At 71.9% G+C, this 13,345-nt stretch carries 13 protein-coding genes; 8 read left to right on the forward strand and 5 right to left on the reverse strand.

The genetic code is table 11. The annotated features are described in order from the left end of the window. Positions 1-4 precede the first annotated feature (4 nt). The 3 genes from ABD352_RS22610 to ABD352_RS22620 are packed head-to-tail and all read left to right on the forward strand — an operon-like array spanning position 5 to position 2,030. Entirely contained in the window at positions 5-1,252 is a 1,248-nt protein-coding gene (locus ABD352_RS22610) for a cysteine desulfurase (protein ID WP_344614438.1), read from the forward strand. Further along, positions 1,252-1,707, forward strand: coding sequence for a Fe-S cluster assembly sulfur transfer protein SufU (gene sufU, locus ABD352_RS22615; RefSeq protein ID WP_344614439.1), 456 nt, complete (start codon positions 1,252-1,254; stop codon positions 1,705-1,707). Before ABD352_RS22610 ends, sufU begins: the two co-directional genes overlap by 1 nt. Then, positions 1,704-2,030 carry a metal-sulfur cluster assembly factor gene (locus tag ABD352_RS22620; RefSeq protein ID WP_238011286.1) on the forward strand — a complete coding sequence of 109 codons (327 nt, stop codon included), beginning with the start codon at positions 1,704-1,706 and terminating at the stop codon, positions 2,028-2,030. The genes sufU and ABD352_RS22620 overlap by 4 nt, the downstream gene beginning before the upstream one ends. A 60-nt stretch (positions 2,031-2,090) precedes the next feature. On the opposite strand, the gene ABD352_RS22625 is transcribed toward ABD352_RS22620, so the two are convergent. Together ABD352_RS22625 and ABD352_RS22630 are read right to left on the reverse strand one after the other, a co-directional pair. Further along, the gene (locus ABD352_RS22625) at positions 2,091-3,356 is read right to left on the reverse strand and encodes a hypothetical protein (protein ID WP_344614440.1); all 1,266 of its coding nucleotides are present in this window, start codon (positions 3,354-3,356) and stop codon (positions 2,091-2,093) included. Beyond that, positions 3,353-3,877, reverse strand: coding sequence for a SigE family RNA polymerase sigma factor (locus ABD352_RS22630; RefSeq protein ID WP_344614441.1), 525 nt, complete (start codon positions 3,875-3,877; stop codon positions 3,353-3,355). The genes ABD352_RS22625 and ABD352_RS22630 overlap by 4 nt, the downstream gene beginning before the upstream one ends. A 250-nt stretch (positions 3,878-4,127) precedes the next feature. On the opposite strand from ABD352_RS22630, the gene ABD352_RS22635 reads away from it, so the two are divergent. Continuing rightward, a complete protein-coding gene (locus ABD352_RS22635; protein WP_344614442.1) occupies positions 4,128-4,772 on the forward strand; it encodes a LysE family transporter in 645 nt (214 codons plus the stop codon). Here the strand turns inward: ABD352_RS22635 and ABD352_RS22640 are convergent. Next, positions 4,729-5,412, reverse strand: a complete 684-nt coding sequence (locus ABD352_RS22640) for a DNA alkylation repair protein (RefSeq protein WP_344614443.1) — start codon at positions 5,410-5,412, stop codon at positions 4,729-4,731. The two genes, ABD352_RS22635 and ABD352_RS22640, sit on opposite strands and share 44 nt — an antisense overlap. Continuing rightward, complete coding sequence (gene ypfJ / locus ABD352_RS22645) at positions 5,409-6,338, reverse strand: KPN_02809 family neutral zinc metallopeptidase (RefSeq protein WP_344614444.1); 930 nt, start codon at positions 6,336-6,338, stop codon at positions 5,409-5,411. The genes ABD352_RS22640 and ypfJ overlap by 4 nt, the downstream gene beginning before the upstream one ends. A 196-nt stretch (positions 6,339-6,534) precedes the next feature. Here ypfJ and ABD352_RS22650 point away from each other — a divergent pair, with 196 nt between their 5' ends. After that, positions 6,535-8,133: an ABC-F family ATP-binding cassette domain-containing protein gene (locus ABD352_RS22650; RefSeq protein WP_344614445.1), complete on the forward strand. Its 1,599-nt coding sequence runs from the start codon at positions 6,535-6,537 to the stop codon at positions 8,131-8,133. 688 nt (positions 8,134-8,821) lie between these two features. On the opposite strand, the gene ABD352_RS22655 is transcribed toward ABD352_RS22650, so the two are convergent. Beyond that, on the reverse strand, positions 8,822-10,150 hold the full coding sequence (locus tag ABD352_RS22655) for a hypothetical protein (RefSeq protein WP_344614446.1): 1,329 nt from the start codon (positions 10,148-10,150) through the stop codon (positions 8,822-8,824). 141 nt (positions 10,151-10,291) lie between these two features. Here ABD352_RS22655 and ABD352_RS22660 point away from each other — a divergent pair, with 141 nt between their 5' ends. The 3 genes from ABD352_RS22660 to ABD352_RS22670 all read left to right on the forward strand — a co-directional run bounded on the left by ABD352_RS22660 (position 10,292) and on the right by ABD352_RS22670 (position 13,331). After that, entirely contained in the window at positions 10,292-10,516 is a 225-nt protein-coding gene (locus ABD352_RS22660; RefSeq protein WP_223102223.1) for a helix-turn-helix domain-containing protein, read from the forward strand. Continuing rightward, the gene (locus tag ABD352_RS22665; protein WP_344614447.1) at positions 10,513-11,289 is read left to right on the forward strand and encodes an enoyl-CoA hydratase/isomerase family protein; all 777 of its coding nucleotides are present in this window, start codon (positions 10,513-10,515) and stop codon (positions 11,287-11,289) included. Before ABD352_RS22660 ends, ABD352_RS22665 begins: the two co-directional genes overlap by 4 nt. 107 nt (positions 11,290-11,396) lie before the next feature. Next, positions 11,397-13,331: an ABC transporter ATP-binding protein gene (locus tag ABD352_RS22670; RefSeq protein WP_344614448.1), complete on the forward strand. Its 1,935-nt coding sequence runs from the start codon at positions 11,397-11,399 to the stop codon at positions 13,329-13,331. The last annotated feature ends 14 nt before the right edge of the window (positions 13,332-13,345 follow it).

Genomic DNA, 13,345 nt, shown 5'->3' on the forward strand with positions numbered 1-13,345 from the left:
ACCTTTGAACGCATTCGACGTCGAGAGTGTCCGCAAGGACTTCCCGATCCTGGACCGGACCGTCAACGGCCACCCGCTGGTCTACCTGGACTCCGGGAACACCTCGCAGAAGCCGCGCCAGGTGATCGACGCGGTGCGTGAGCACTACGAGCGGCACAACGCCAACGTGGCCCGGTCGGTGCACACCCTGGGCACGGAGTCGACGGAGGCCTTCGAGGGGGCCCGCGAGAAGATCGCGGGCTTCGTCGGGGCCACCACCGCGGCCGAGATCGTCTTCACGAAGAACTCGACCGAGGCGATCAACCTGGTCGCCCACGCGTTCAGCGCGACGGCCGATGACCCGCGCTTCCGCCTCGGCCCCGGCGACGAGATCGTCGTGACCGAGATGGAGCACCACTCCAACATCGTGCCGTGGCAGCTGCTCGCCCAGCGCACCGGCGCGACGCTGCGCTGGTTCGGGCTGACCGACGAGGGCCGGCTGGACCTGTCGGGCATCGACGAGCTGATCAACCCGCGTACCAAGCTCGTGGCGTTCGTGCACTACTCCAACATCCTGGGCACGATCAACCCGGTCGAGCTCCTGGTGGCCAAGGCCCGCGAGGTCGGCGCCCTGGTGCTGCTCGACGGCTCCCAGTCGGTCCCGCACGTGCCCGTCGACGCCGCCGCGCTGGGCGCCGACTTCATCGCCTTCACCGGCCACAAGATGCTCGGCCCGACCGGCATCGGCGCCCTGTGGGGCCGCTTCGAGCTGCTCGACGCGATGCCCCCGTTCCTGGGCGGCGGCTCGATGATCGAGACGGTGTCGATGACCGGCACCACGTTCATGCCGCCGCCGGCCCGCTTCGAGGCCGGCACCCCGCCGATCGCCCAGGCCGTCGGCCTCGGCGCCGCCGTGGACTACCTCGCCGCGATCGGCATGGAGAACGTCGTCGCCCACGAGAAGGCCATCACGGCGTACGCCCTGGACGCGCTGCGGTCGGTCCCCGGCGTGCGGATCATCGGCCCGGAGTCGACGGTCGACCGCGGCGCCACGATCTCCTTCACCGTCGAGGGCGTCCACCCGCACGACGTCGGCCAGATCCTGGACGACGGCGGCGTGCAGGTCCGCGTCGGCCACCACTGCGCCCGCCCGACCTGCGTCCGCTTCGGCGTCCCGGCGACCACGAGGGCCTCCTTCTACCTGTACACGACGACCGATGAGATCGACGCCCTCATCCGCGGCGTCGAGCGGGTCCGGAAGGTCTTCGCCTGATGCAGATCGACCAGCTGTACCAGGAGATCATCCTGGACCACTACAAGCGCCCGCACGGCCGCGGCCTGCGCGAGCCCTTCGACGCCGAGGCCCACCACGTCAACCCGACCTGCGGCGACGAGGTGACCCTGCGGGTCGCGCTGAAGGCCGGCAGCGTCGCCGACATCTCGTACGAGGGCATGGGCTGCTCCATCAGCCAGGCCTCCGCCAGCGTCCTGCACGACCTGCTCAAGGGCGCGACGGTCGAGGAGTCCCTGCGCCGGCACGAGGCCTTCGCCGAGCTGATGGGCGGCCGCGGCCAGGTCGAGCCGGACGAGGAACTGCTGGAGGACGCGGTGGCGTTCGCCGGCGTCGCGAAGTACCCGGCGCGCGTAAAGTGCGCCCTGCTGCCGTGGATGGCCTACAAGGACGCCCTGGCACGCGCCGGTTCGGAACCTTCTGAGGAGAAAGCATGACCGCGGTCCTGGCCGACATCGAAGAGGCGATGAAGGACGTCGTCGACCCGGAGCTGGGCATCAACGTCGTCGACCTGGGCCTCGTCTACGGCATCCACGTCGACGAGGAGAACGTCGCGACGCTGGACATGACCCTGACGTCCGCCGCCTGCCCCCTGACCGACGTCATCGAGGACCAGGCCCGCCAGGCGCTGTGCACCGGCCCCGGCGGCGGACTGGTCTCGGACATCCGCATCAACTGGGTCTGGCTGCCGCCGTGGGGCCCGGACAAGATCACCGACGAGGGCCGCGACCAGCTGCGCGCCCTGGGCTTCAACGTCTGACCGGCTTCAACGCCTGCGCGGGCAGCACCGTGTGACGGTGCTGCCCGCGCTTGGGTCTGCTCAGCAGGTCCAGCGGGTGATGTCGATCGGGCCGTCCTTGCCCTCCCGTGTGCCGGTGCCGGCCACGATGGTCCGGCCGTCGGCGGAGATGCCGCCGCCGAGCACTTCGCCGCGGGCGGGGTTGCGCAGCGGCAGCGCCGTGACGGTGCCGTCGTGCCAGACCGCCGGGCGGAAGTCCGCGGTGTCGCGCACGCCGAACGCCCGCCCGGTCGCACTCAGGCTCATCGTCTGGAAGGCGCCCATGGCGTCGGCCGTGCCCGTCCGCCGGTTCCAGCGCGCGTGCGCCGTGTAGACCATGGTGGCGTCGGCGGGGCCGAACGAGTGGGTCGCGAAGTACTCCCGGTCGGCCCCGACCTGGCCCTCGCCGACGACCCAGTCGCCCGCCACCCGGTAGGCCTGGAAGACCGGGCTGTCCTCCAGCACGGTGCCGGTGCCGTCGAGGTTCCAGCGGTACGTGACCAGCCTGTGGTCGCGCTGCACCCAGCCGAGCATGACGCCGTCGTCGCTCAGGGCGCTCGCGCCGACCGGGGTGGAGTCCTTCGGCTGCAGATCCGGCGGGGCGACCACCGGGACCACGCCGCCCGCCGCCGGCCACACCACCGGCAGGGAGTACTCCCACGTCGCCTTGCCCTCGATCGTGGCGCTGCCGAGCGCGTCGCCGTTGGCGTCGATGGCGAACACCTGGCTCGAGACGCCGCCGTCCGGCAGGGGCAGCCGGGTGATGCCGCCGCCGCGGACGATCGCGGCGCGCTTCTTGCCGTCCGCCTGCACCTCGAACCCGCCGATGGCGCCCGACGCGTTGACCGCCGCGGGCACGAAGCGCGGGACCGGGTTGGTGACCTTGTCGTCGTGCCAGACCAGCAGGCCGAGCGAGGAGTGGCCGACGATCCACCGGCCGGTCGGGTCGATCGCGTCCACCGTCCGCTTGAGGGGCGTGTCGCCGGGCATCTCGGGCAGCGCCGACGGGGTGCACGTCAGCGGCGCCGCCGATCCGGTCACCGCGGGCGGCCAGACCCGGGCCGCCGGGCTGGCCGAGGCGCCGGCGGACGGCGGTACCGCGGGCAGCCCCCGGTCGGGCCGCCGCGAGGGCAGCGCGAACGCCACCCCGGCCAGCACCAGCAGCGCGGCGGCGCCGGCCACGACGGCGACCCGCGCCCGGCCGCGGCGCACGGTGGCCCGCGCGGTCCGCAGCACCTCGTCGGCGCTCATCCGGCCCGGCTCGACGTCCTGCTCGGCGTACGACTGCAGCACTTCCTCGGGGCTCACGCTGGCCTCCTCGCCGGCAGTTGCGCGCCCGGGTCCGGCGCATCGAACATTCCCCGCAGCGTGCGCAGCGCCACCGACGTCTGCGCCTTGATCGTGCCCTCGGACCGCCCGAGCACCTCCGCGACGTCGGCCACCGACATGTCGCACAGGAACCGCAGCGCCACCACGAGCCGCTGCCGCTCGGGCAGCCGCCGCAGCGCCTGCCGCACCGCCAGCCGGTCGTCGACCGCGCCGGTCCCGGCGTCCACCCCGATGTCGGGCGGGGCGCCGCCCAGGAACACCCGCGTCCACGGCCGCCGCTGATCGGACAGGCAGGCCCGCACCACCATCGAGTGCACGTACGCGTCGAGGTTGGCCACGTCCGCGCGCCGCGACCAGCGCCGGTACAGCGTCGTCAGCGCGCTCTGCACCGCGTCCTCGGCCCGGTGCCGCTCGCCGAGCACGAGCACCGCGACCCGGTACAGCCGCGGCAGGTGGGCCTCCACGTACTCGACGTACTCGCGTTCATCGTCGACCCGCACCAGCGTCGTCTCCCCTCCGTGGCAAGTCCGCCCAGTAGACGCACGCGGTGCGCCGCGGGGTTTAGAAAAATTGTTGGCGGGGTGATCGGCGGGGCCGCGATGATGCGCGGCATGCGTCGATACCGGATCTCGTTGCCGCCCGGACAGCCCGTCGCCGTTGGTGGAGAGGCGCGCCGCAAGCAGCAGGCATGAGCGGCCCGGGGCGGAGCCGAGGGGCCGGTCGGGGCCGGAGCGAAGCGGAGGTCCCGGCGTGAGCGCGGGGGTCGGCGAGGTGGTCGTGAGCGGCCTGCTCGCCGGGTACGGCGTCGCGATCCCGGTCGGGGCGATCGGCGCGCTCATCGTCACGCTCGCCGCGCGGACCTCCCTGCGGGTGGGTGCCGCCGCGGCGCTGGGGGTGGCGACCGCGGACGGGCTGTACGCCGTCGTGGCGGTGCTCGGCGGGGCCGCGCTCGCCGGCGTCATCGCGCCGATCTCCACCCCGCTGCGGTGGGCGGCCGCCGTCGTGCTCCTCGCGCTCGCGGCGAAGACGGCCCGGGACGCGCTGCGGCACCGGGACGAGCGGGCGACCGCGCGGCAGGCGGACGGGCGGATGGGCCGGCCCGGCGGGGCGTACCTGACGCTCCTCGGGCTCACGCTGCTCAACCCGGCCACGATCGTGTACTTCGGGGCGCTCGTCCTCGGGCGCCGGGCCGACGACGGGCTCCCGGCCGGGGTGCAGGCGCTCTGGGTGACTGCCGCGTTCGCCGCCTCGGCCAGCTGGCAGCTGCTGCTCGCCGGGGGAGGGTCGCTGCTCGGGCGGCTGCTCACCGGGGCCCGCGGCCGGATGTGGACGGCGCTGGTGTCCAGCGCGGTCATCGCGCTGCTGGCGGTGCTCCTGCTGGTGCCAGGTTCTTGAGCGCCTCCCGCACGGAGAGCGGGGACAGGGCCGGGTGCGCGGCGACGAAGCCGCGCACCGCGGCCGGGTCCGTCTTCGCGTGCTCGCGCAGGGCCCAGCCGATCGCCTTGCGGATGAAGAAGTCGGGCTCGGCCGCCCAGCGCTCGCAATAGTCGCTCAGACGGGCGAAATCGAGGCTTCCGCGGTACCGCAACTGGTGCAGGATCGCTGTGCGCACCAGCCAGTGGTCGGTCCCGGCGCGGGTCCACTCGTCCATCGTGGACGCCAGCTCGGGGTGGGACCGGACCATCGGGCCGGCGACGTGCGCGGCCAGCAGATCGACGGTGTCCCACCAGGACTTGGTGGTGACCAGCTCGCGCAGCAGGGGCACCGAGGCCGGGGTGAGCGTCCTGGCGTGGCGGCGCAGCAGGTCGCAGGCGAAGTACTGGTACTCCCGCTCCGGCAGCGCCCAGCAGGCCAGCGCCGTCTCCCGCAGGTCCGCCTCCGAGAACGTGCCGCGCAGCAGCGGGCGGCTCAGGGCCGCGCGGGCCGGGCTCGGGATGCCCAGGAACGGGAACTGCTCGCGCATGTAGGCGCGCATCGGCGCGGCGCGCTGGGGGTCAGCGGCCGCGCCGAATACCTGCCGGAGGCGGTCGATCACAGGCTGCTGGCGTGGAACGTGTCGCACTGGCGCGGGTCGCCCGTGTTGTACCCCTGCAGGAACCACTTCTTGCGCTGGGCGGAGGTGCCGTGGGTGAACGCGTCGGGGTTGACCCGGCCGCCGGCCTTCTTCTGGATGGTGTCGTCGCCGATGGACTCGGCGGCCTGCACGGCCTCGGCCACGTCCTGCTCGGTGATGGACTTGAACAGCGCCTGGCCCTTCGGGTCCTTGGTCTCCGTGGCGTGGTTGGCCCACGTGCCGGCGTAGCAGTCGGCCTGCAGCTCCAGGCGCACCGAGGCCGAGCTGGCCCCCTGCTGGGCGCCCTGCTGGGCCTGGGCGTTGGTGCCCAGGAGGTTCTGGACGTGGTGGCCGTACTCGTGGGCGAGCACGTACGGCGCGGCGAACTCACCCGAGGCGCCGAACCGGTTGGACAGCTCGTTGTAGAAGGTCAGGTCGATGTACACCTGGCTGTCGGCCGGGCAGTAGAACGGCCCGACGCCGGAGTCGGCGGCGCCGCACCCGGTGTTGACCTGCTTGCTGAAGAACACCGTCTTGGCGGTCTGGTACTGCTTGCCGAACGCCTTCGGCATCGCGTCCTTCCAGTACGCCTGGACGGAGTTGATGTAGAGGACGTTGCGGCAGTCGGCGTTCTTGAACCGGTCCGGGTTGGACTTGTCGCACTGCTTGTTGATGTTGGTGTTGTCGCCCTGGTTGCTGCCGCCCCCGCCGCCGCCGATCAGGCCGCGGCCGAAGTATCCGCCGCAGCACACGATCGCCAGGATGATGGCGGTGATGATCAGCCCGCCGCGGCCGCCACCGATCGGGATCGGTATGCCGCCCAGGCCGCCGAAGCCGCCTCCGCCGCCGGATCCGCGCTGGTCGCTGACCTGGCTGGTGTCGAGATCGGCATCGTTGTTGAACTCCATCGCACACCTCGGGGGGGTTGATATCGACCGGTGCTGCTGAGCGGCAGGTACCCGATGATCTTGTGACGTAATCGTGTGGCGGGGTTGGCCGGATCGCACGGTAGAATATCGTCGTGATCGCGCAGAGGGAGTGACCGACGCTACTGCGTCCGGAGTCTGTCCTTTTCCTGCCTCTGCCCGAGAGTGAGTTCCCGCTGTGATCACGGCCAACGGCCTCGAGCTGCGCGCCGGCGCGCGCATCCTGCTCAGCGACATCAACCTGCGCGTCCAGCCCGGCGACCGCATCGGCCTCGTGGGCCGCAACGGCGCCGGCAAGACCACCACGCTCAAGGTCCTCGCGGGGGAGGGCACGCCGCACGCCGGGCAGGTGGAGCGGCGCGGCCCCGTCGGGTACCTGCCCCAGGACCCGCGCACCGGCGACCTCGAGGTGACCGCCCGCGACCGGGTGCTGTCCGCCCGTGGCCTGGACACCATCTACGCCGAGATGAAGGCCCTCGAGGAGCGCCTCGGCGACGACGAGAAGCTCATCCGCCGCTACGGGCAGCTGGAGGACCAGTTCGCCGGGCTGGGCGGCTACGCGGCCGAGGCCGAGGCCGCCCGGATCTGCGCCAACCTGGGCCTGCCCGACCGGGTGCTCGGCCAGACCATCGGCACCATGTCGGGTGGTCAGCGCCGCCGCATCGAGCTGGCCCGCATCCTCTTCCGCGACGCCAGCGCCACCGGCGGCGGCATCCTGCTGCTCGACGAGCCGACCAACCACCTCGACGCCGACTCGATCACCTGGCTGCGCGGCTTCCTGTCCAGCCACAAGGGTGGCCTGGTCGTGATCTCCCACGACGTCGACATGCTCGACGCGATCGTCAACAAGGTGTGGTACCTCGACGCCAACCGCTCGACGATCGACTTCTACAACGTCGGCTGGAAGCTGTACCAGCAGCAGCGCGAGACCGACGAGAAGCGCCGCAAGCGCGAGCGGGCCAACGCCGAGAAGAAGGCCGGCGCCCTGCTCGCCCAGGCCGACAAGATGCGCGCCAAGGCCACCAAGACGGTCGCCGCGCAGAACATGGCCCGCCGGGCCGAGCGGATGCTCGACGGCCTGGAGGAGGTGCGCGCCGCCGACAAGGTGGCCAAGGTGCGCTTCCCCGAGCCGAAGCCCTGCGGCAAGACCCCGCTGACCGCCCACGGCCTGTCCAAGTCCTACGGCTCGCTCGAGATCTTCATGGACGTCAGCGTTGCCGTGGACCGCGGCTCGCGGGTGGCCATCCTCGGGCTCAACGGTGCCGGCAAGACCACCCTCCTGCGGATGCTCGCGGGCGAGCTCGTTCCCGACACCGGAGAGGTGACGCCCGGGCACGGGCTGCAGCGGGGGTACTACGCCCAGGAGCACGAGCAGCTGGAGGTCGACCGCACGATCCTGCAGATCATGCGCTCGGCCGCCCCGGAACAGAACGACACCGAGCTGCGCAAGATCCTCGGCGCGTTCCTGTTCACCGGCGACGACGTCGACAAGCCGGCGGGCGTGCTCTCCGGCGGCGAGAAGACCCGGCTGGCCCTGGCCACCCTGGTGTGTTCGGGGGCGAACGTCCTGCTGCTCGACGAGCCGACCAACAACCTCGACCCGGTGAGCCGGGAGCAGGTGCTGGACGCCATCGCGCGGTACCCGGGCGCCATCGTCCTGGTCACCCACGACCCGGGCGCCGTGCAGGCCCTGAAGCCGGACCGCGCCATCCTCCTGCCCGACGGGGTCGAGGACGCCTGGAGCGACGACCTGCTGGAGCTCGTCGAGCTCGCCTGATCGTTTTCGATCGGTCGTACTCGGTCGTTGCGCGCTTTTCCGACATGTCGGGCACTCCGTGCCACGACATGTCGGACTTATACCCTGTCAGGTCATAAATCCGAAAGTCGTGGCCGGACCTTACCGACCCGAACGCCGGCGGCGTTCCGCGTATCTCCGCGCCGAGGTCCCGCGCACGCCTGCCGAGGTGCCGAGCAACCCGGCCGCGGCGGTCCGCCTACGCCGCCGAGCTCAACCAGGTCTGGACCAACCTCATCGACCTCGGCGGAGAGGTTGTTGCGCGGCTTGCTCCGCGTCGCCCGGTTGCCGGTCGATCTCGCTCGTCGCGCGTGAACTGACATATCGGTCATTTGCCTGATATATCGGGCAGTCCGTTCCGTGCTTCACGCGCCCCGCCGCGGGGGAGTTCGTCAAGGCGCGGCTTACTCGGTGTCGCCGATTGCCGGCCGATCTTCCCGCCGCGCGTCAACGGCGGGATCGGGCATTACCGACATGTCGGGCACTGCGTGCCACGACATGTCGGACTTATCACCTGCCGGGGTATAAAGGCGACATGTCGTGGCGCGCCAGCGCCCGACATGTCGGGTGATCTTGGCACGGCGGCGCTGGCAGGGAGGCCCCCCAGGGGCCGACCGGTGTCTGACGGGAGCTACGGAGCCCTGGTTGTGCGGACCGGAGCCATCGGCTTTTACCACGGTGTGATCAGTAGGGCCTCGATCACCACGGCCACGATTGCGCCGATGCCCACCAGCAGCAGCGGGCTCGGGGGCGGGTCACCGCCCGGGCGTTCCGGTGCCACCGCCGCCACCGTCAGCCACGGGAAGAACGGCAGCCAGGCGTGCTCGACGCCGCCGCGGGCCAGGCCGGCCGCGATCGAGAAGACGACCGCGGCGCCCGCGCCGACCAGGAACGGCCACATGGCGGTGTTGCGGATCTTGCGGGCGCTGGCGTAGATGGGCGGGCCGGCGGCGAGGAGGAGCACCACCACGCTGATCGCGCTCCACCACAGGACCGAGCGGTACGGCGCGATCCTCGCCGCGTAGTCCGTCTCCGCCGCCACCAGGCCGTCGGCCCAGCCGAAGCCGAGCAGTTGGGCGCCCAGGACCGGCAGCAGCGCGCCGATGCCGCTGAGCGCGTTCAGGGAGGCGCGGCGGCGGGCGAAGTAGACGCAGACGAGGGAGAGGCCCAGCCAGGGGGCGGAGTAGGAGAACAGCGACGCCACGCCGATGAGCAGGCCGGCCAGCAGGGCCCAGCCGATGGCGGCCCAGCCGCGGACCCTGCGGCGGCTCGCGCGCAGGCCCGAGACGATGGCGGCGGCGCCGAGGACCGCCACCAGGCCGTCCAGGCTGACCGCGGTCCAGATCGCGTACGGGGCCAGGACGAGGACCGGCAGGTAGCGGCGGGCCGCCTCCTCGCCGACCGAGTCGCGCACCGCGGCGAGCACCAGCGGAATGGCCAGCACCGATACGGCGGTGATCAGGAATCCGAGGACAATGTGGTCGGTGACCCCGATTTGCTGCAGCGCCCACAAAAAGAGCACGGGGCCCGGCGGATGGCCGCGGGAGGCTACCGAGTGGTACACGGCGTCGGCCGTGAAATGTCTGAGGTATGTCAGTGGCGCGTCACCGACCTGCCTTACGTCACCCAGGTATTCCTCCGGGGAGCCGAGGGCTTTCGTAAGGCCCGACCAGCCATCGACAAGCGCCAAAGCGATTGCCCATGCCAGGCCGGCGGCGTACCCGAAAAGCTGAATTTCGTGCCACCTCAGCCGGGTGAGCCGGCCCGACGCGGCGAGCCACAGCGTCACCGCGGCCACGGCGGGGGCCAGGAGCGTGCCCGCCCCGATCCTGATCTTGTACCGGCCGAGGAAAGGGGCGCTGGCGGTGCCCAGACGCGCGTCTAGCTGCACCGCGAGGCCGGCGAGGGCCAGCCCGGCCACGCCCAGCAGCAGCCAGCACAGCGCGTCGCGGCGCTCACGGTACGCAGCGGTGCGGGGTCCGGCGGGTGGTTCGCTCATCACGGCGCACCACCGTATCGGGTAGGCGACAATGCTCAGCGTGTCGGTTGGCGTCCCGTCGATATCTAGCGCATGATCGTTCGAGGCGGTCTAATAGGTGGGACCGCACCAACCGCTCTGTCTGGGACGTGAGGGATCAGCATGGCAGCCACCGCCACCACCAGCACCGAGAAGGGTCGCCGGATCATCGGCGCCGAAAGGCAGACGCTGGCGAAGGACCTCGTGAAGCGGTACACCAACGGTGAGAGTATCCGCGCCCTCGCCGCTTCCACCGGCCGTTCCTATGGATTCGTGCACCGCGTGTTGACCGAATCTGGTGTGCAGCTTCGTCAGCGCGGCGGCGCCCGGCGCCGCAAGAAGGCGTGAACACCGAACTCTCCTCGGCCAGCGCCGATCCCGATTCGGGAGAGGCGCGATTCGACCTCGACGGGCCGGTCGCGACGGTGACGTTGTGCCGGCCCCAGGTCCTCAACGCACAGACCCCGAAGCTGTGGGCCGACCTGCGGGACTTCGGGCGGAACCTGCCGGGCGACGTGCGGGTGGTCGTCGTGCGGGGCGAGGGTCGGGCCTTCTCAGCCGGGCTCGACACCAAGGCCGCCGCGGCGAACCTCGGCGCGCTGGCCACCGCGCCGGACGGCGACGCCCAGATCGCCTCCTTCCAGGAGGCCTTCGCCTGGCTTCGCCGCCCGTCGCTGATCTCCATCGCGGCGGTGCAGGGCCACGCCATCGGGGCCGGCTTCCAGATCGCCCTGGCCTGCGACTTCCGCGTGGCCGCGGAGGACGTCTCGTTCAGCATGGCCGAGATCAAGCTGGGCCTCGTGCCCGACCTCGGCGGCACCAAGCGCCTGGTCGAGCTGGTCGGCTACGCCAAGGCCCTCGAGCTGTGCGTGACGGGGCGGCGCGTGCTGGCCGCCGAGGCCGCGCAGATCGGCCTGGCGAATGTGGTGGTACCGCGGGCAGAGCTCGACGACGCCGCCAAGGACCTCGCCGCGGCGGTCCTCGAAGGCTCGCGGGACGCCGTGATCGAGATCAAGGCCCTGCTGGCCGCGGCGGCGGGCCGGACGTTCGCCGAGCAGGAGGCCGCCGAGCGGGCCGCCCAGCTGCGCCGCATCGCCGACCTCTCGGGACTCGGGGACTAGGACCAAAGACCTGCTCCGCGTCGGGAAGCCACCGCGCTCGCGAAAAGTTGTCGTACCTGCCGGGCACACTTAGCCCGGCGGTACTTCGGCTTTCGGGAGTGTGCGGCATGTCTTCGCCGATGAGCAGCATGGCGGGATGGGAGACCCTGCGCTCCTTGCGCAAGGCCGAGGAGCTCAAGGACAAGCGGCTCGGCCGGGAGACCACCCGGCGGATCATGCGCTTCGCCCGGCCCTACCGGCGCGACATCGCCGTCTTCCTCGTCACCGTCGTGATCGGGGCCGCCATCGGGGTGGCCACGCCGTATCTGGCCGGCGACGTGGTCAACAAGATCAATGCGGGCGGTCCGGGGGCCGGCGCCGCGGTGGTCCGCGTGGCGCTGGTCATCGGCGGGCTGGCCGTGGCCGACGCGCTGCTGTCGCTGGTCCAGCGGTGGTACTCGGCCCGCATCGGCGAGGGCATCATCCTGGCGTTGCGCCGCCTGGTGTACGACCACGTGCAGCGCATGCCGCTGCAGTTCTTCACCCGCACGCAGACCGGCGCGCTGGTCAGCCGGCTCAACAACGACGTGCAGGGCGCCCAGCGGGCGTTCACCTCGACGCTGTCGGGCGTGGTCAGCAACGTGATCCAGCTCGTGCTCACCGCCGCCGTGATGCTGACCCTGTCGTGGCCGATCACCGTCATGTCGCTGGTCATGCTGCCGCTGTTCATCCTGCCGGCCCGGCGGGTCGGCAAGCGGCTGGCCGCGATCACCCGGGAGGCGTACCAGCTCGACGCCAAGATGAACGCCACCATGACCGAGCGGTTCGGCGTCGCCGGGGCCCTGCTGGTCAAGCTCTTCGGCCGGCCCGACGACGAGGCCGAGCGGTTCGCCGAGCGGGCCGGGCGGGTCCGCGACATCGGCATCCAGACCGCGATGTACAGCCGGGTCTTCTTCGTCAGCATGCTGCTCGTCGCCTCGCTCGCCCAGGCACTGACGTACGGGCTGGGCGGCTGGCTGGCCGTGCGCGGCTCGATCACCGCCGGCACCGTCGTCGCGCTGGCGCTGCTGCTCACCCGGCTGTACGGGCCGCTGACCGCCCTGTCCAACGTGCGGGTCGACGTGATGAGCGCGCTGGTCAGCTTCGAGCGGGTCTTCGAGGTGCTCGACCTGACCCCGGCGATCGCCGAGAAGCCCGGCGCCCGCGCGCTGCCGGCCGGGGCGGCCGCGGTGGAGTTCCGCGACGTGCACTTCCGCTACCCCAGCGCCGCCGAGGTCTCCCTGGCCTCGCTCGAGGACGTCGCCGGGCTCGACCGGACCGTCACCGAGGAGGTGCTGCGCGGCGTCAGCTTCTCCGTCGCGCCCGGCCAGATGGTCGCCCTCGTCGGCCCGTCCGGCGCCGGCAAGTCGACCACCGCGATGCTGCTGCCCCGCGTCTACGACGTCACGTCGGGCGCGGTCCTGGTCGACGGCGTCGACGTGCGCGACGCGACCCTGCAGTCGCTGCGCGACACCATCGGCGTCGTCACCCAGGACTCCCACCTGTTCCACGAGACGATCGCGGAGAACCTGCGGTACGCCAAGCCGGGCGCCACCGACGAGGAGCTGTGGACCGCGCTGCGCCGGGCGCAGGTCGGCGACCTCGTCGAGTCCCTGCCCGAGGGCCTGGACACCGTCGTGGGGGAGCGCGGCTACCGGTTCTCGGGCGGCGAGAAGCAGCGCATCGCCATCGCCCGCCTCCTGCTCAAGGCGCCGTCCATCGTCATCCTCGACGAGGCCACCGCCCACCTGGACTCCGAGTCGGAGGCCGCCGTGCAGCGGGCCCTGGCCGAGGCCCTGACCGGCCGCACCGCCCTGGTCATCGCCCACCGCCTCTCCACCATTCGCGACGCCGACCAGATCCTGGTCGTCGACGAGGGCCGCATCGTGGAGCGCGGCACGCACGACGAGCTCGTCCTCGCGGGCGGCCTCTACGCCGAGCTGTACCGCACCCAGTTCGCCGTCATCGACTCCCCGCTGCGTGACTCGCCGCTCCCCGACGCCGCGCTCCCCGACCCCGCCTGACGCTGCCCGGCCCC

The sequence above is a fragment of the Dactylosporangium salmoneum genome, assembly GCF_039532525.1.
In the GTDB taxonomy this organism is placed as follows: domain Bacteria; phylum Actinomycetota; class Actinomycetes; order Mycobacteriales; family Micromonosporaceae; genus Dactylosporangium; species Dactylosporangium salmoneum.